18 protein-coding genes are annotated in these 15,612 nt (G+C 69.0%); 14 read left to right on the top strand and 4 right to left on the bottom strand.

All coding sequences use genetic code 11. The features are described 5' to 3' along the window. Positions 1–12: 12 nt before the first annotated feature. On the bottom strand, positions 13–519 hold the full coding sequence (locus KCI33_RS00785; protein WP_212522837.1) for a hydrolase: 507 nt from the start codon (positions 517–519) through the stop codon (positions 13–15). 169 nt (positions 520–688) lie between these two features. Here KCI33_RS00785 and mtgA point away from each other — a divergent pair, with 169 nt between their 5' ends. The 3 genes from mtgA (at position 689) to queG (ending at position 3,195) form a co-directional block, all read left to right on the top strand. Further along, entirely contained in the window at positions 689–1,363 is a 675-nt protein-coding gene (mtgA, locus tag KCI33_RS00780) for a monofunctional biosynthetic peptidoglycan transglycosylase (protein ID WP_212523079.1), read from the top strand. 57 nt (positions 1,364–1,420) lie between these two features. Continuing rightward, a complete protein-coding gene (locus tag KCI33_RS00775) occupies positions 1,421–2,086 on the top strand; it encodes a glutathione S-transferase family protein (protein ID WP_212522836.1) in 666 nt (221 codons plus the stop codon). Between the two features lie 89 nt (positions 2,087–2,175). Beyond that, complete coding sequence (queG, locus tag KCI33_RS00770; RefSeq protein WP_249138855.1) at positions 2,176–3,195, top strand: tRNA epoxyqueuosine(34) reductase QueG; 1,020 nt, start codon at positions 2,176–2,178, stop codon at positions 3,193–3,195. Here the strand turns inward: queG and KCI33_RS00765 are convergent. After that, positions 3,192–4,007, bottom strand: a complete 816-nt coding sequence (locus KCI33_RS00765; protein ID WP_212522835.1) for a DUF4198 domain-containing protein — start codon at positions 4,005–4,007, stop codon at positions 3,192–3,194. The two genes, queG and KCI33_RS00765, sit on opposite strands and share 4 nt — an antisense overlap. On the opposite strand from KCI33_RS00765, the gene KCI33_RS00760 reads away from it, so the two are divergent. The 5 genes from KCI33_RS00760 to KCI33_RS00740 all read left to right on the top strand — a co-directional run bounded on the left by KCI33_RS00760 (position 4,006) and on the right by KCI33_RS00740 (position 8,353). Then, positions 4,006–5,160 carry a HupE/UreJ family protein gene (locus KCI33_RS00760; RefSeq protein WP_212522834.1) on the top strand — a complete coding sequence of 385 codons (1,155 nt, stop codon included), beginning with the start codon at positions 4,006–4,008 and terminating at the stop codon, positions 5,158–5,160. The genes KCI33_RS00765 and KCI33_RS00760 overlap by 2 nt on opposite strands. Before the next feature lie 64 nt (positions 5,161–5,224). Continuing rightward, complete coding sequence (locus KCI33_RS00755) at positions 5,225–5,413, top strand: hypothetical protein (RefSeq protein ID WP_212522833.1); 189 nt, start codon at positions 5,225–5,227, stop codon at positions 5,411–5,413. A 77-nt stretch (positions 5,414–5,490) separates the two neighbouring features. Beyond that, positions 5,491–6,414, top strand: coding sequence for a DMT family transporter (locus tag KCI33_RS00750; RefSeq protein WP_212522832.1), 924 nt, complete (start codon positions 5,491–5,493; stop codon positions 6,412–6,414). 113 nt (positions 6,415–6,527) lie between these two features. Next, positions 6,528–7,781 carry a PQQ-dependent sugar dehydrogenase gene (locus KCI33_RS00745; protein ID WP_212522831.1) on the top strand — a complete coding sequence of 418 codons (1,254 nt, stop codon included), beginning with the start codon at positions 6,528–6,530 and terminating at the stop codon, positions 7,779–7,781. 17 nt (positions 7,782–7,798) lie between these two features. Beyond that, on the top strand, positions 7,799–8,353 hold the full coding sequence (locus KCI33_RS00740; protein WP_249138853.1) for a c-type cytochrome: 555 nt from the start codon (positions 7,799–7,801) through the stop codon (positions 8,351–8,353). 44 nt (positions 8,354–8,397) lie between these two features. Here the strand turns inward: KCI33_RS00740 and KCI33_RS00735 are convergent, their stop codons facing one another. Further along, positions 8,398–9,264, bottom strand: a complete 867-nt coding sequence (locus tag KCI33_RS00735) for a branched-chain amino acid aminotransferase (RefSeq protein WP_212522829.1) — start codon at positions 9,262–9,264, stop codon at positions 8,398–8,400. Positions 9,265–9,446: 182 nt separating this feature from the next. Here KCI33_RS00735 and KCI33_RS00730 point away from each other — a divergent pair, with 182 nt between their 5' ends. The 6 genes from KCI33_RS00730 to dxs are packed head-to-tail and all read left to right on the top strand — an operon-like array spanning position 9,447 to position 14,708. Then, positions 9,447–9,953 (top strand): MarR family transcriptional regulator, encoded by a 507-nt coding sequence (locus KCI33_RS00730; RefSeq protein ID WP_212522828.1) that lies wholly within the window; start codon positions 9,447–9,449, stop codon positions 9,951–9,953. Continuing rightward, complete coding sequence (locus KCI33_RS00725; protein WP_212522827.1) at positions 9,950–10,654, top strand: response regulator; 705 nt, start codon at positions 9,950–9,952, stop codon at positions 10,652–10,654. The genes KCI33_RS00730 and KCI33_RS00725 overlap by 4 nt, the downstream gene beginning before the upstream one ends. 39 nt (positions 10,655–10,693) lie before the next feature. Then, positions 10,694–11,629 (top strand): histone deacetylase family protein, encoded by a 936-nt coding sequence (locus KCI33_RS00720; protein WP_212522826.1) that lies wholly within the window; start codon positions 10,694–10,696, stop codon positions 11,627–11,629. Next, a complete protein-coding gene (locus tag KCI33_RS00715) occupies positions 11,626–11,871 on the top strand; it encodes an exodeoxyribonuclease VII small subunit (RefSeq protein WP_212522825.1) in 246 nt (81 codons plus the stop codon). Before KCI33_RS00720 ends, KCI33_RS00715 begins: the two co-directional genes overlap by 4 nt. Then, complete coding sequence (locus tag KCI33_RS00710; RefSeq protein WP_212522824.1) at positions 11,871–12,740, top strand: polyprenyl synthetase family protein; 870 nt, start codon at positions 11,871–11,873, stop codon at positions 12,738–12,740. Before KCI33_RS00715 ends, KCI33_RS00710 begins: the two co-directional genes overlap by 1 nt. Before the next feature lie 24 nt (positions 12,741–12,764). Continuing rightward, the gene (gene dxs, locus KCI33_RS00705; RefSeq protein WP_212522823.1) at positions 12,765–14,708 is read left to right on the top strand and encodes a 1-deoxy-D-xylulose-5-phosphate synthase; all 1,944 of its coding nucleotides are present in this window, start codon (positions 12,765–12,767) and stop codon (positions 14,706–14,708) included. Between the two features lie 6 nt (positions 14,709–14,714). On the opposite strand, the gene KCI33_RS00700 is transcribed toward dxs, so the two are convergent. Then, positions 14,715–15,575: an SDR family oxidoreductase gene (locus KCI33_RS00700; RefSeq protein ID WP_212522822.1), complete on the bottom strand. Its 861-nt coding sequence runs from the start codon at positions 15,573–15,575 to the stop codon at positions 14,715–14,717. Positions 15,576–15,612: the final 37 nt, after the last annotated feature.

Below are 15,612 nucleotides of genomic sequence, written 5' to 3'. Positions count from 1 at the left end.
CGGGCGGCGCGCTCAGACCTGCACAAGGCCGACCACATAGTTCCTGCCGTAGGCTTTGGCGCAGCGCGGGCAGGTGGTGTAGAAGAAATACACCGCCTTGGGGTCGTGACCCTCGGCGCGGGCCAGCGCCTCCATCTCGTCCTGCCAGTGCTTCGCCTCGCGGTAGGGGCCTTCGAAGACGCGCGTCAGGAAGATGCCGCTGAGCGTGGTCATCTCCTCTCCGGCCACCGGCTTGGAGACCGCGAACAGATGTTCGGCCCGCCAGGGCGACAGGTCGCGGCTGAGCACGATGAAATCGTCCCTGTTCATCGCGCCGCTTTCCTCCATCCGGGCCTGCACGCGGGAGAACACCCGGCCCATGTCCACGGGCACATGCATCACCGCGCGGGTGGTGGCGCGCAGAAAGGGCTTGTCGCGGAACCGCAACTCCTGCCCCTCCCAGCCTTCGGGGTTGAAGCGGGGGCAGCAGCCGGTGGTGTTGACGCTGGTGTCGTAGCGGGGAAGCGCATTGAGCTGCATGGACCCATCCTCTGGCAGCAATATCGGCAGTCTAGGCGCGGCTCCCGGGCCTCGCCATGATCGGGATCAAGAACGCTTGACCGGGGCGGTTGCCGCGGGCAAAGCAGGGTGCGTGGCAAAACCGGCGAAATCCTCCAGACCGCGCAAGGCGAAACAGGCCCCGCAGCGGATGCGCCCGCTGCGCGTCGCGCGGCGCTGGGCGCTGCGTGCGGTCGCGGCGCTGTTCCTGCTGGCGGTGGCGGTGATGCTGCTTTTCCGCTTCGTCGATCCGCCGATCACCCACACCATCTGGGCCGAGCAGCGCCGGCTCGGATCGGTGGACCGGCAATGGGTGCCGGCCGACGAGATCGCGCCGGTGGCCCTGCGCGCCATCGTTGCCGCCGAGGACGCCAATTTCTGCGCCCACTGGGGCTTCGACATGGGCGCGATCCGCGATGCGATCGAGGCGGGCGCGCGGCGGGGCGGGTCCACGATCAGCCAGCAGACTGTAAAGAACGTCTTTCTGTGGCAGGGGCGGAGCTGGCCGCGCAAGGCGCTGGAGGCGCTGCTGACGCCGCTGATGGAGGCGCTCTGGCCCAAGCGGCGCATCCTCGAGGTCTATGTCAACGTGGCCGAGTTCGGCGAAGGCGTGTTCGGCATCGAGGCCGCGGCGCATCGCTATTTCGGCGTGGCGCCGGGCGCGCTGAGCGCCGCGCAGGCGGCGCGGCTGGCGGTGGTGCTGCCCAACCCCAAGGGGCGCGACGCGGCCAACCTCCCGGAGGCGCTGCGCCGGCGCGCGGCGCAGGTGATGGACGGGGCGGCGACGATCCGGGCGGATGGCCGCTCATCCTGTTTCGAGAGTTGAAATGGCGGCCCGCACGCGGCAATAGAGGGGGCACTTCCCAAGGACCCCGCTTGCGTCATGAACCGATTGTTCCACGTCCCCCTTTCCCCGTTTTCGCGCAAGGTGCGCCTCGTCCTCGCCGAGAAGAAGATCGAGGTGGAACTGGTCGAGGAGCGCTACTGGGAGCAGGACAGCGATTTCCTGCGCCGCAACCCGGCGGGCAAGGTGCCGGTGTTGAAGATGGACGGCCGGCTGATGAGCGAGAGCCAGGCGATCTGCGAATATATCGAGGAGACCTGCCCGACGCCCGCCCTGATGCCGGTCACGCCCGCCGAGCGCTGCGAGGTGCGGCGGCTGGTGTTCTGGTTCGATGACAAGTTCCATCACGAGGTGACCTCGAAGCTGCTTTACGAGCGGGTCAACAAGAAGGTCATGGGGCAGGGCTATCCCGACAGCCGAAACGTCAAGTCGGGGGCGACCCGGATCAAGTATCACCTCGATTACATGGGCTGGCTGCTGGACCAGCGGCGCTGGCTGGCGGGCGACAAGATGAGCCTCGCCGATTTCGCCGCCGCCGCGCATCTGTCCTGCCTTGACTACATCAGCGACGTGGACTGGAACCGCAACGCCAACGTCAAGGACTGGTATGCCAAGATCAAGTCGCGCCCGGCCTTCCGTGGTCTGCTGGCCGACCAGATTCCCGGCTTTCCGCCGCCGCCGCATTACGCGGACCTCGATTTTTGAGCGGGACGCGGAACAAGGGGGGGCTGTCTGCCCCCCCCGGCCTGCCGGCCTCCCCCCCCGAGGATATTTCCGGCCAGAAGAAAGAGGCGCTGGTGGCGCGGGCGCTGGAGGAGGGGTTCTCGAAGTGCCGGGTGACGCGGCCGGATGCGATCCCGCAGGCCGCCGGGCGGCTGGCCGAGTTCGTGGCGCAGGGCCGGCACGGGCAGATGGGCTGGATGGCGGAGCGGATGAACTGGCGCGGGGACCCGGCGGCGCTGTGGCCCGAGGCGCGCTCGGTCGTCATGCTGGCGGAGGTCTATACGCCGGAGCACGATCCGCTGGCGCTGCTGGAGGTGAAGGACCGCGGGGTGATCTCGTCCTATGCGCTGAACCGCGATTACCACGACGTGGTGAAGAAGCGGCTGAAGCGGCTGGGGCGGTGGCTGCTGGAGCAGTGGCCGGGGCACGAGATCAAGGTCTTCGTGGACACCGCGCCGGTGATGGAGAAGCCCTTGGCCGAGGCCGCCGGGCTGGGCTGGCAGGGCAAGCACACCAACCTGCTGGCGCGGGATCTGGGCAACTGGTTCTTCCTCGGCGCGATCTTCACCACGCTGGAGCTGGAACCCGACGCGCCGGAACGGGAGCATTGCGGATCGTGCCGCGCCTGTCTGGACATCTGCCCGACCGGGGCGTTCCCCGCGCCCTGGCAGCTCGATGCGCGGCGCTGCATCTCCTACCTGACGATCGAGCATGCCGGGCCGGTGGACGCGGATTTGCGCCCCTTGATGGGCAACCGGATCTATGGCTGCGACGATTGCCTGGCGGCCTGCCCCTGGAACAAGTTCGCGGTTGCGGCGCGGGAGGCGAAGTATCACGCCCGGCCCGATCTGGTGGCGCCGGATCTGGCGGATCTCTCGGGGCTGGACGATGCCGGGTTCCGGGCGCGGTTCTCGGGCTCGCCGGTCAAGCGGATCGGGCGCGGGCGGTTCGTGCGCAACGTGCTGTATGCGATCGGCAATTCCGGGGAGGCGGCGCTGCGCCCGGTGGCGGCGCGCCTGGTGGAGGACGCGGACCCGGCGGTGGCCGATGCCGCGCGCTGGGCCTGCGCGCGGCTCGCGGACCTACGCTAGCGGGCAGGGCGGGCGAAGCTCAGCGCCGCCCAGAGGGAGTGCCAGACCGGACCCTCGGCGGGATCGTCGCTGCCGATGGCGCGCATGGCCACCGAATCGAGCAGGTATTCGTGGCCGGGCGTGAGCGGCACTGTGGCGCGGCCCTGCGCGTCGAGCGTCAGGCGGGTGACGGCGACCGCGCCCGACGGCGCCTTGTCAAACACCTCGAGCTGGGCGCCGGCGCGCGGCGCGCCCCGGTAGAGCACCTGCACCGGCAGGCCCTCGGGCAGGGCGTCGGTATAGGGGTTGGCCAGGGCCACGATCTCGATCTCCAGCCCCAGCGCGCGGTCGGCGCCCGCGCCCGCGCCCACCGCGACCAGCGCCTTGGCGTAGCGGCGGTAGGTTTCGGAAAATCCGGTCTGCGGCAGCCCGCGCGCCGCGTGCTGCGCCAGGGTGTCGGAGAGGGCCTTGTGGGTGACGAAATTCGCGAATTTCTGCCACTCGGAATAGGTCAGGCGGCTGTCGGCGGTTTCGTGCACGATCACGGCGAGCCCCTCGGCCGGGGCGGGTTGCGACAGCGCCGGGCGGTCTCCCATGCGCCCGGTCACGGGCGTCGCGACGGGGCCGGTGACGATGTCGAACCGCGCGATGCTGGCGGGGAGGTAGGAATAGGCGGGACCCTCGAAATTCTGGCCGACCCGGATGTCGGCAACGATGGGCGTGCCGGGGGCGACCTGGTAGGACTGGGGCGAAATCCAGAATTCATGGGCTTGTGAGGACGGCGCGCTAAGTAGCAGGCCAGCCGCAGCAAGGAAAGTGGAAAGGATGCGCATGGATGATCGGGCCTCCGCTTTACCCGGGAAGCTGGCACGGGGCTGGCTGAAGTCAACCCTGCTCGCCCTGCTCATGCTGGCGCAGCCGCTGGCCGCCCATGAGGTGCAGCCGGCGGTGGCCGATGCCGAGGTCGGGCCGGAGGCGCTGCGGATGGAAATCCGGCTGACGCTGGAGGCGCTGGTCGCGGGCATCGACCTGAGCGCGCTGGGCGACACCAACGACTCGCCCCTGTCGGGCTATTACGACCAGAAGCGCCGGCTGACGCCCGGGGAACTGGAGGCGGATTTCCGCGCCCATTGGGAGCGGGTCCGCCAGGGCCTGATCATCGAGAGCGCGGGCACGCGGCTGCTGCCCGAGATCGTCGATCTGCGCATCCCCGGGGTCGGCAACCCGGAGTTGCCGCGCGAATCGGTGCTGGTGCTCGGCGCCGCGCTGCCGCCCGGCGACGCGCCGGTGCGGATCGGCTGGTCGGCGCAATACGGGCCGCTGGTGCTGCGCCAGGCGGGGGAGGGCGATGCGCTATACACCGGCTACCTGACGAACGGCGCGCTGAGCGACCCGTTGCCGCGCCAGGGCGTGGCGGAGGTCGGCGCGCTGCGGGACTTCGGGCGTTACGTCGTGCTGGGGGTGGAGCATATCGTGCCCAAGGGGCTGGACCACATCCTGTTCGTGCTGGGGCTGTTCTTTTTTTCGCTGCATCTGCGGCCGTTGCTGGCACAGGTGACGGCCTTCACCCTGGCCCATACCGCCACGCTGGCGCTGGCGGTGCTGGGGGTGGTCTCGGTGCCGGCCGTGATCGTCGAGCCGCTGATCGCGGCCTCAATCGTCTATGTCGCGGTCGAGAACATCTTTCACCCCCGGCTGAGCTGGTGGCGGACGGCGATCGTCTTCGGCTTCGGGTTGCTGCACGGGCTGGGCTTCGCCAGCGTGCTGGGCGGCATCGGGCTCGATCCCGGGCGGCTGGTCATGGGGCTGATCGGGTTCAATGTCGGGGTCGAGATCGGCCAGCTTCTGGTCATCGGGGCGGCGTTTTTCGCGGTGGGCCACTGGTTCGGGGACAGGACCTGGTACCGGGCGCGGATCGCCGTCCCGGCCTCGGTGGCAATCGCGCTGACGGGCGCGTGGTGGGTGGTGGAGCGGGTGTTCCTCTGAGCCGTGGATTCGGCGCGGCGGGCGAGTCGTGCTAGGATGGCGGCCTTCGGAGGAGGAGACTGCCATGCACCGTCACATCATCGACCATGACAAGCAGCGCAGCGACCGCGCCCGGGCCGAGCGGTTCCTGCAGATCGAGCGCCAAGAACGGGCGCATCCCGCCAGCAAGGAATTGCAGCGCCGCGCGCCGGGCGGGACCGGCGCGGCGCGGCTGCGCGCCTTTCTGAGGATTGCGCGCGGCATAAGGGCCTGAAACCCATTCCAAAACCGCACGCCGGGTTGTAGGAGGGACGGGGCGCCCCATGCCGGGGCCGCGCCGGAGTCCTCCGCATGCAACCCGTCCGCGCGATCCTTCTCAAACTGGCTGCCGTGGCGCTGTTCACGGCGATGGCGGCGCTGGTCAAGGCCAGTTCGGACGCGGTGCCGCCGGGCGAGGCGGTGTTCTTCCGCTCGCTCTTCGCGGTGCCGGTGATCGTGGGCTGGCTGGTGATGCAGGGCGAGCTGCCCGCCGGGCTGCGCACGCGCGACCCGATGGGGCATCTGTGGCGCGGGCTGATCGGCTGCACCGCGATGGGGTTGAATTTCACGGGGCTCGGCCTGCTGCCGCTGCCCGAGGTCACCGCCATCGGCTTTGCCTCGCCTCTGCTGGTGGTGGTCTTCGCCGCGCTGTTCCTGGGCGAGCGGCTGCGGCTGTTCCGCATCGGCGCGGTGATGCTGGGGCTGCTGGGCGTGCTGATCGTGCTGAGCCCGCGGCTGACGGCCTTCAATGGGGGGGCGGTCGCGGCGCGCGAGGCGATGGGCGCGCTGGTGGTGCTGGGCGGGGCGACCTTCAGCGCGCTGGCGCAGATCCAGATCCGCCGGCTGGTGCGGGTCGAGCGCACCGCGACGATCGTGTTCTGGTTCTCGGTGACGGCGACGGTGCTGTCGCTGCTGACCGCGCCTTTCGGCTGGGTGATGCCCGGGCCGGGCGAGGCCGCGATGCTGATCGTGGCGGGGTTGCTTGGCGGCTTCGGGCAGATCTGCCTGACGTCGGCCTATCGCTATGGCGAGGCAGCGCTGGTCGCGCCCTTCGACTATGCAGCGATGCTGCTGGCGCTGGGGGTGGGGTATTTCGTCTTTGCCGAGGTGCCGACGCCGCTGGTGCTGGCGGGGGCCGCGCTGATCATGCTGGCCGGCGGTCTGATCATCTGGCGCGAGCGCCAGCTGGGGCTGAAGCGCGGCAAGGCCCGCCAGGGGATCACCCCGCAGGGCTGAGGCCCGAGAATGCGAAATGCCTTCGGTGCGATATAGTAACGCAGGGTCGGCACGCCCTGCGTGCCGGCTCTGGTCGACTAAAATAGCCGGAATCGACTTTCGGGGAGGATTACGTGAAACGTGCATTTCTGTGCGCCGCAACGGCTGTCTTGCTGGCCGGGCCGGTCTCGGCGCAATCGGCGGACGTGCCGGACAATCTGGAAAATCTGTCCAATTTCCAGACCACCGGCGAGACCGCGTTTACCTTTGTCGAACAGGACGGCGACTTCGCCGAGGGCATCAAGAAGAACCTGGAGCGGATCAAGCTGCCCGACGGGTTCAAGATCGGCCTTTACGCAGTGGTGCCGGATGCGCGGCACATGGCGGTGGGCCCGCAGGGGATCGTGACCTTCGTGGGCACCCGCAAGGACAAGGTCTGGGTGGTGACGGACCGCAACAAGGACCGCGTCGCCGACGAGGTGAAGGATTTCGCGCCCTCGCTGAAATTCGCGATTCCGAACGGGCCGTGCTTCTCCGAGGACGGGTTCCTCTATATCGCCGAGCAGAACCGCGTGCTGCTGTTCCCGGCGGCGGAATTCTTCTACGAGAGCCCCGACGTGGCGGCCTTCAACCTGGTGGCCCAGGGCGAGCTGATCCCGCCGAGCGAGGAAAGCTACAACCACACCGCGCGGGTCTGCAAGATCGGGCCGGACGGCAAGATCTACATCTCGCTGGGACAGCCCTTCAACGTGGCGCCGCCCGAGAAGCTGGAGCTGAACACCAAATGGGGCATCGGCGGCATCATCCGCATGAACACCGATGGCACCGGGCGCGAGGTCTACACCTACGGCATCCGCAACTCGGTCGGGCATGATTTCCATCCCGAAACCGGCGAACTGTGGTTCACCGACAACCAGGTGGACGGGATGGGCGACGACATCCCGCCGGGCGAACTGAACCACCAGACCGCGCAGGGCCAGCATTTCGGCCATCCGTGGTATGGCGGCGGCAGCGTGCGGACCAATGAATATGCCGGCCAGGACGTGCCGGTCGAGGTGGTGATGCCCGCGGTCGAGATGGTGGCCCATGCCGCCGACCTCGGCATGAGCTTCTACACCGGCAAGATGTTCCCGGCGAAATACAAGAACGCCATCTTCTCGGCCCAGCACGGCTCGTGGAACCGCACCACGCCGGTCGGCGCGCGGGTGATGGTGACCTTCGTCGATGCCGAGGGCAATGCCACCTCCGAACCCTTCGCCGAAGGCTGGATCGACGAGAACGGCGAATATCTCGGCCGCCCGGTTGACGTGACCCAGCTGCGCGACGGCTCGCTGCTGGTCTCGGATGACCTGGCCGGGGCGATCTACCGCATCTGGTACGAAGGCTGACGCGGGCCTTCATGGCAATGCTTCTCGGCGGGCTCATGCTCGCCGGGGGCGCCCTTGCGCAGGACCCGGCGGCCGGGCGCAAGGTGGCAGGGATGTGCCGGACATGCCACGGGCTGGACGGTTATGCGCAGATCCCGATCGCGCCGCATATCGGCGGGGAACCGGCGGCCTATATCGAGGCGCAGCTCAGGGCGTTCCGCTCCGGCGCGCGGGTGCATGAGATGATGAGCGTGGTGGCCGCGGGGCTCACGGACCAGCAGATCGCGGATGTCGCGGCCTGGTATGGCGCGCACGAGGCGACCGCCGAGCTGCCCGCCGGCGCCGACGCGGGACAGGCGCCCGAGCTGTGCGTCTCCTGTCACGGCGCGAACGGCATCGCCGAGCTGGAGGACGCGCCGAATCTGGCGGGGGAGACGAACATCTACATCGACACCCAGCTCAAGGCGTTCCGCCTCGGCAAGCGGACGCATGAGATCATGTCCGCGATCGCCGCCGAGCTGAGCGACGAGGAGATCCGCGCCTATGCCGACTGGTATGCCGCGATGAAGCTGGAGATTGCGCCGCCTCAGTGAGGGCGGCCGGGCTTGCGGGGCCCGCAAAGGGCCCCGCGGGCGCGTCAGGCGCGCACCAGTTTCTCGTAGGCTTCCGCGATCTCGCGGGTCAGGGCGCCCACCTCGAAGGTATAGTCGCCGATCTGGCCCACCGGGGTGACCTCGGCCGCGGTGCCGGTCAGCCAGCACTGTTCGAAGCTTTCCAGTTCTTCCGGCAGGATGTGACGCTCGATCACCTCGATGCCGCGCTCGGTCAGCATGCCGATCACCGTCTGCCGGGTGATGCCGTTGAGGAAGCAGTCGGGCATCGGCGTGTGCACCGCGCCGTCCTTGACGAAGAAGATGTTGGCCCCCGTCGCCTCGGCCACATAGCCGCGGTAATCCATGAACAGCGCGTCCGAGCAGCCCTTGGCCTCGGCCGCGTGCTTGGACATGGTGCAGATCATGTAGAGGCCGGCGGCCTTGGCGTGGGCCGGGATGGTCTCGGGGCTGGGGCGCTTCCACTTGGAGATGTCGAGCTTGGCGCCCTGCATCTTGGCGTCGCCGTAATAGGCGCCCCATTCCCAGCCCGCGACCGCCAGGCGGACCCGGTTGCGCTTGGCCGAGACGCCCATGTCCTCGCCCGCGCCGCGCCAGGCGACGGCGCGGACATAGGCGTCGGACCAGCCGTTGGCCTCCAGCATCGCGTATTTCGCGGCCTCGATCTCCTCGACCGAATAGGGGATCTCCATGTCCAGCAGGCGGGCGGAATTGCGCAGCCGCTCGGAATGCTGGACGGATTTGAAAATCTTGCCGTTATAGCAGCGCTCGCCCTCGAATACCGATGAGGCGTAATGCAGCGCGTGGGTCAGGATGTGCACCTTGGCGTCGCGCCAATCGATCAGCTGGCCATCCATCCAAATCTTGCCGTCGCGGTCATCATAGCCGGTCATCGGTCTTTCCTTCCTCGGTCACCGGGCTTATGCCCTTTTTGCGAATATTGCGCTTCTTAAGTCCGCTTCGGACATAAAGTTGCGCCAAACCGCCAAATCGCTAACAATTGATTCTTGGAAAGTCAACAAGGCTGACATAAAATCACCCCAACCAGAAAGAAACGTGATCGGAAGGGGTGAAAATGGCCGAAGGCGGCAGCGCGCAGAGCGGCGAGAGCCTGCTGTTTCTCACCGACGAGCAGTTGAGGAAGGGCATCGAGGCGATGTTCTTCGCCTATCGCGGTTTCACCGCGGACCCGGACCGGATCCTGGAGAACTATTCCTACGGCCGCGCGCATCACCGCGCGATCCATTTCATTCACCGCAGCCCGGGCACCACGGTCAACAACCTGATGTCGATCCTCGGCGTGACCAAGCAGTCGCTGAACCGGGTGCTGCGGACGCTGATCGAGGATGGGCTGGTCGAAAGCCGCGTCGGGCCGCGCGACAAGCGCGAGCGCCATCTCTACCTGACCGAGGCCGGCGCGACGCTGGAGCAGGAGCTGTCGGACGCCCAGCGCGCGCGGATGCGCGCCGCCTACCGCGCCGCCGGGCCGGAGGCGGTGGCGGGCTTTCGCCAGGTGCTGGAGGCGATGATGGACCCCGAGCAGCGCCGCCACTACGCCGCGCTGAAGGATGCCGGGTCATGAGCGTCGAGGGGGCGGCCCATCTGCTGATTGTCGATGACGACGAGCGCATCCGCGGGCTGCTGCAGAAATTCCTGATCCGCAACGGGTTCTGGGTGACGGCGGCGCGCGACGCGGCGCATGCGCGGCGGCTGCTGGAGGGGCTGGAGTTCGACCTCATCGTGCTCGACGTGATGATGCCGGGCGAGGACGGCATCAGCCTGACCCGCAGTCTGCGGCAGGAGATCTCGACGCCGATCCTGCTGCTCACCGCCAAGGCCGAGACCAGCGACCGGATCGAGGGGCTGGAGGCGGGCGCCGACGACTATCTCGCCAAGCCCTTCGAGCCCAAGGAACTGATGCTCAGGATCAACGCCATCCTGCGCCGGGTGCCGCAGGCCCAGCCGCTGGGCGCGGGGCCCAAGGTGCTGAGCCTCGGCCCCGTGCGCTATGACGTGGAGCGCGGCGAGCTGTGGCGCGGCGACGAGCTGATCCGCCTGACCGCCACCGAGAGCCAGCTGATGAAGATCTTCGCGGGTTGCCCCGGCGAGCCCGTCAGCCGCGGCAAGCTGGTCGAGGATCTGGGCCGCGACCGCGGTCAGGCGCAGGAACGCGCGGTGGACGTTCAGATCACCCGGCTGCGCCGCAAGATCGAGGCCGACCCGAAACAGCCGCGCTACCTGCAGACGGTGCGCGGCGCGGGCTACATGCTGGCCCCTGATTGAGGCTTGCCGGATGCCTGCCCCCTGCCTAGCCTTGCGGCCATGAGCACCGCGATCCTGACCCATCCCGACTGCCTCGGCCATGTCACGCCGGTCGGCCACCCCGAACAGGTGGCGCGGCTGGAGGCGATCCTTGAGCGGCTGAAGGCCCCGGAATTCAGGGAACTGATCCGCGCCGAGGCGCCCCTGGGGCGCGAGGCTGACATCCTGCGCTGCCATCCGCAGGCCTATATCGACCGCATCCGTGACGCCGGGCCGGACCAGGGCACGGTGCCGCTCGATGCCGACACGCATATGTCGAAGGGCTCCTTCGCCGCGGCGCTGCGCGCGGTGGGCGGGGCCGCGCGGGCGGTGGACATGGTGCTGGGCGGCGAGGCCGGCAATGCCTTCGTCGCGATCCGCCCGCCGGGGCATCACGCCGAGCAGGCGAAACCGATGGGGTTCTGCCTGTTCGGCAACGTGGCGATCGCCGCGAAACACGCGCTCGACCATCATGGGCTGAACCGCGTGGCGGTGGTCGATTTCGACGTGCATCACGGCAATGGCACGCAGGCGCTGTTGTGGGACGAGCCGCGGGTGCGGTTCGTGTCGTCGCACCAGATGCCGCTCTGGCCCGGCACCGGCGCGAGGGACGAGCGTGGCGCGCATGACAACATCCGCAACATTCCGCTGGCGCCGATGACCGGCGGGGCCGAGGCGCGCGACCTTTATGAGCGCGAGGTGTTCCCCTGGCTCGACGATTTCGCGCCGGAGCTGGTGCTGGTCTCGGCCGGCTTCGACGCCCATGCCGCCGACCCGCTGGCGCAGCTGATGTGGCGCGAGGAGGATTTCGCCTGGATCACCGGGCGGCTTTGCGACCTGGCGGGGGTCCATGCCGGGGGCAAGCTGGTCTCGACACTCGAGGGCGGATATGATCTTCAGGCGCTGGCCGCATCCGTGGCGGCGCATGTGACGGTTCTGATGGAGCGGAGCGGATGAGCAACGAGACCCCGGTCGACAAGATGAGCTTTGAACAGGCGATGGGCGAGCTGGAGCAGGTGGTCACCCGGCTGGAGCGGGGCGACGTTCCGCTGCAGGATTCCATTGCGCTCTATGAACGCGGCGCCAAGCTGAAAAAGCGCTGCGAGGACGAACTCAAGCGCGCCGAGGAAAAGGTGGCCGCGATCACGCTGGATGCCGAGGGCAACCCGACGGGCATCACGCCGGTCGAAGGGCTCTGATGTTTTCGCAGAAGCTGGAAGAGGCGGCGGCGGCGGTGTCGTCGCGGCTGGAGGCCGTTCTGGCCGGCCGCGCCGATCAGCCGGTGACCCACGCCATGCGCTACGCGGTGGCGGGCGGCAAGCGGCTGCGCGCATTTCTGGTGATCGAGGGCGCGGCGCTGCATGGCGTGCCCGCGGCGCGCGCACTGCAGGCTGGGGCGGCGGTCGAGGCGCTGCACGCCTATTCGCTGGTCCATGACGACCTGCCCTGCATGGACGACGACGACCTGCGCCGGGGCCAGCCCACGGTGCATGTGAAATGGGACCGGGCGACCGCGGTGCTGGTGGGCGACGCGCTGCAGACGCTGGCGTTCGAGCTGCTGGCCGATCCGGCGACCCACCCCGATCCCGCCGTGCGGGTCGATCTGATCGCGCAGCTCGCGCGCGCCTCCGGCATCGACGGCATGGTGCTGGGCCAGGCGCAGGACATCGCGGCCGAAAGCGCCGCGCGCCCCCTGACGCTGGAGGAGATCACCGCGCTTCAGGCCAACAAGACCGGCGCGCTGATCCGCTGGTCGGCGGAGGCCGGCGCGCGGCTGGCGGGCGCCGATCCGGCCCCCTTGGGCAAATACGCGCAGGCGCTGGGCCTTGCCTTCCAGATCGCCGACGACATCTTGGATGTGGAGGGAGATGCCGAAAAGGCCGGCAAGCGCCTGCAGAAGGATGCCGAGGCGGGCAAGGCGACCTTCGTCTCGCTTCTGGGCCTGCGGGGCGCCAAGGACCGGGCCGAGGCGCTGGTGCGCGAGGCCGAGGCGGCGCTGGCGCCTTACGGCGCGGCCGCCGACGCCTTGCGGGACACCGCCCGTTTCGTTATCTCCCGCGAGATGTAACCGCCGCCCCGGAGGGCCTGCGCGATGAGCGAGCAATCCAGCACCCCGCTGCTGGACCGGGTCAACAGCCCGGCCGACCTGAAACAGTTTTCCGATGCCCAGCTGGGCCGGCTGGCGCATGAACTGCGCGAGGAGACCATCGCCGCGGTGTCGGCGACCGGCGGGCATCTGGGCGCGGGGCTGGGCGTGATCGAGTTGACGGTGGCGATCCACGCGGTGTTCGACACCCCGCGCGACCGGCTGATCTGGGATGTCAGCCACCAGAGCTATCCGCACAAGATCCTGACCGGCCGGCGCGACCGGATGCACACGCTGCGCCAGAAGGGCGGCCTGAGCGGTTTCACCAAGCGCTCGGAAAGCCCCTACGACCCGTTCGGCGCGGCGCACAGCTCCACTTCGATCTCGGCGGCGCTGGGCTTTGCCGTGGCGCGCGACCTGGGCGGTGCGCCGGACTACGGCATCGGCGACGCCATCGCGGTGATCGGCGACGGCGCGATGAGCGGCGGCATGGCCTTTGAGGCGCTGAACAACGCGGGCCATCTGAAAAAGCGCCTGATCGTGATCCTCAACGACAACGAGATGTCCATCGCGCCGCCGGTGGGTGCGATGTCGTCCTACCTGTCGCGGCTCTATGCCGGGGCGCCGTTTCAGGAGCTGAAGGCCGCCGCCAAGGGCGCGGTCAGCCTGTTGCCGCAGCCCTTCCAGGAAGGCGCCAGGCGCGCCAAGGACATGCTCAAGCACATGACCGTGGGCGGCACGCTGTTTGAGGAGCTGGGATTCTCCTATGTCGGCCCGATCGACGGGCATGACATGGAGCAGCTTCTGTCGGTGCTGCGCACGGTCAAGGCGCGTGCCGACGGGCCGGTGCTGATCCACGCCATCACGAAAAAGGGCAAGGGCTATCACCCGGCCGAGCGGCGCGCCGACCGCGGCCATGCCACCGCGCGCTTCGACGTGGTGACGGGCGAGCAGAAAAAGGCGCCGTCGAACGCGCCCAGCTATACCAAGGTCTTTGCCCAGAGCCTGATTCAGGAGGCCGAGGCCGACGACAAGATCGTCGCCGTCACCGCTGCCATGCCCGACGGCACCGGGCTGGACCTGTTTGCCGAGCGCTTCCCCGCGCGCTGTTTCGACGTGGGCATCGCCGAACAGCACGGCGTAACCTTCTGCGCCGGGCTCGCTGCGGGCGGGATGAAGCCCTTCTGCGCGATGTATTCGACCTTCCTTCAGCGCGGCTATGACCAGGTGGTGCATGACGTGGCGATCCAGCGCCTTCCGGTGCGCTTCGCCATCGACCGCGCCGGGCTGGTGGGCGCCGACGGGGCGACCCATGCGGGCGCCTTCGACGTGGCCTTCCTCGCCAACCTGCCCGGTTTCGTGGTGATGGCCGCTGCCGACGAGGCGGAGCTCAAGCACATGGTGGCCACCGCCGCCGCCCACGACGCGGGTCCCATCGCCTTCCGCTACCCGCGCGGCGAGGGCGTGGGCGTCGAGCTGCCCGAGCGCGGCGAGGTGCTGGAGATCGGCAAGGCTCGGATGATCCAGCAGGGCGCGCGGGTGGCGATCCTGTCCTTCGGCACCCGGCTGAAGGAGGTAATGAAGGCCAGCGAGGCGCTGACCGCGCGCGGCATCACGCCGACGGTGGCCGATGCCCGCTTCGCCAAGCCGCTGGATGAGGAGCTGATCCTGCGGCTGGCGGCCGAGCACGAGGCGCTGATCACCATCGAGGAGGGCGCGGTGGGCGGCTTCGGCAGCCATGTCGCGCACTTGCTGGCCGAGCATGGGGTCTTCGACCACGGCCTGCGGTTCCGCTCTATGGAGCTGCCCGACGTCTTCGTCGACCAGGCCACGCAGGACGAGATGTATGACGTCGCCCGGATGAGCGCCGCGGATATCGAGGCCAAGGTGCTGGAGGTCCTGGGTGTGGCCAGCGTCGCGCAGGTCCGCGCCGCCCAGACCAAGGGCTGAGCCGCCTCAGCCGGCGGGCGATCCGTCCTCGACCTCCAGCAGCGCCGCCAGCCCCTCGCGATAGGTCGGGTATTTCAAGGCCACGCCCAGTTCCTGCTTGATGCGGTCGTTCCGCACCCGCTTCGATTCGGCGTAAAAGCTGCGGGCCATCGGGGTCATCTCGGCGGTGGCGAAATCCTCCGCGGGCGGCACCGGCAGGCCCAGCAGCCGCGCGGCATGGGCGATCACGTCCTGAGGCGGCGCGGGGTCGTCGTCGCAGATATTGTAGATCGCGCCCGGGTTCGGACGCGCGATAGAGGCGGCCAGAACCTGCGCGATGTCGTCCACATGGATGCGCGAGAACACCTGTCCAGGCTTGACGATCCGCCGCGCCGTGCCCGCGCGGACCTTGGCGAAGGGGCCGCGGCCGGGGCCGTAGATGCCGGCCAGGCGAAAGATATGCAGCGGCAGGCCCAGCGCCTGCCAGCCCGCCTCGGCCTCGGCGCGCAGCCGGCCGCGGCGGGTCGCGGGCGCCAGCGGCGCGGTTTCGTCCACCCAGCCGCCGCCGTGATCGCCATAGACGCCGGTGGTGGAAAGGTATCCGACCCATTCCAGATGCCGCGCCGCGCGCAGCCTTTCACCCTCGGCGTTGAGCACGGGGTCGCCGTCGGGCCCCGGCGCGATGGAACTGAGCAGATGCGTCGCGCGCGCCAGCGCGGGGCCGAGATCGGCGCCGGGCCAGACCAGCGCCTCCAGCCCCCGGGCGCGCAGCGCCCCGGCCTTTTCGGGGTCTCGGGTGGTGGCGATGACGGTCCAGCCCGCGGGCAGGACGCGGGTGAGGGCCTGGGCGGAGTAGCCGTGGCCGAGGGACAGCAGGGTGCGGCTCATAGCCGGACTATCCGCCGGAAAGCTGCCCTCGCGCAAC

It is taken from the genome of Actibacterium sp. MT2.3-13A, from assembly GCF_018139985.1.
Taxonomy (GTDB): Bacteria; Pseudomonadota; Alphaproteobacteria; order Rhodobacterales; family Rhodobacteraceae; genus JAGSOU01.
Note: the sequence above shows the minus strand (reverse complement) of the source record. Positions and strands in the feature narration are given on the sequence as shown.

What these genes read in the sequence shown, in the direction of transcription:
- KCI33_RS00785 (WP_212522837.1), bottom strand. Translation starts at nt 519, where the DNA reads ATGCAGCTCAATGCGCTTCCCCGCTACGACACCAGCGTCAACACCACC.
- KCI33_RS00730 (WP_212522828.1), top strand. Translation starts at nt 9,447, where the DNA reads ATGGCCGAAGGCGGCAGCGCGCAGAGCGGCGAGAGCCTGCTGTTTCTC.
- KCI33_RS00720 (WP_212522826.1), top strand. Translation starts at nt 10,694, where the DNA reads ATGAGCACCGCGATCCTGACCCATCCCGACTGCCTCGGCCATGTCACG.
- KCI33_RS00710 (WP_212522824.1), top strand. Translation starts at nt 11,871, where the DNA reads ATGTTTTCGCAGAAGCTGGAAGAGGCGGCGGCGGCGGTGTCGTCGCGG.
- KCI33_RS00715 (WP_212522825.1), top strand. Translation starts at nt 11,626, where the DNA reads ATGAGCAACGAGACCCCGGTCGACAAGATGAGCTTTGAACAGGCGATG.
- KCI33_RS00755 (WP_212522833.1), top strand. Translation starts at nt 5,225, where the DNA reads ATGCACCGTCACATCATCGACCATGACAAGCAGCGCAGCGACCGCGCC.
- mtgA (WP_212523079.1), top strand. Translation starts at nt 689, where the DNA reads ATGCGCCCGCTGCGCGTCGCGCGGCGCTGGGCGCTGCGTGCGGTCGCG.
- KCI33_RS00700 (WP_212522822.1), bottom strand. Translation starts at nt 15,575, where the DNA reads ATGAGCCGCACCCTGCTGTCCCTCGGCCACGGCTACTCCGCCCAGGCC.
- KCI33_RS00750 (WP_212522832.1), top strand. Translation starts at nt 5,491, where the DNA reads ATGCAACCCGTCCGCGCGATCCTTCTCAAACTGGCTGCCGTGGCGCTG.
- KCI33_RS00740 (WP_249138853.1), top strand. Translation starts at nt 7,799, where the DNA reads ATGCTTCTCGGCGGGCTCATGCTCGCCGGGGGCGCCCTTGCGCAGGAC.
- KCI33_RS00760 (WP_212522834.1), top strand. Translation starts at nt 4,006, where the DNA reads ATGGATGATCGGGCCTCCGCTTTACCCGGGAAGCTGGCACGGGGCTGG.
- KCI33_RS00765 (WP_212522835.1), bottom strand. Translation starts at nt 4,007, where the DNA reads ATGCGCATCCTTTCCACTTTCCTTGCTGCGGCTGGCCTGCTACTTAGC.
- KCI33_RS00735 (WP_212522829.1), bottom strand. Translation starts at nt 9,264, where the DNA reads ATGACCGGCTATGATGACCGCGACGGCAAGATTTGGATGGATGGCCAG.
- KCI33_RS00775 (WP_212522836.1), top strand. Translation starts at nt 1,421, where the DNA reads ATGAACCGATTGTTCCACGTCCCCCTTTCCCCGTTTTCGCGCAAGGTG.
- KCI33_RS00725 (WP_212522827.1), top strand. Translation starts at nt 9,950, where the DNA reads ATGAGCGTCGAGGGGGCGGCCCATCTGCTGATTGTCGATGACGACGAG.
- dxs (WP_212522823.1), top strand. Translation starts at nt 12,765, where the DNA reads ATGAGCGAGCAATCCAGCACCCCGCTGCTGGACCGGGTCAACAGCCCG.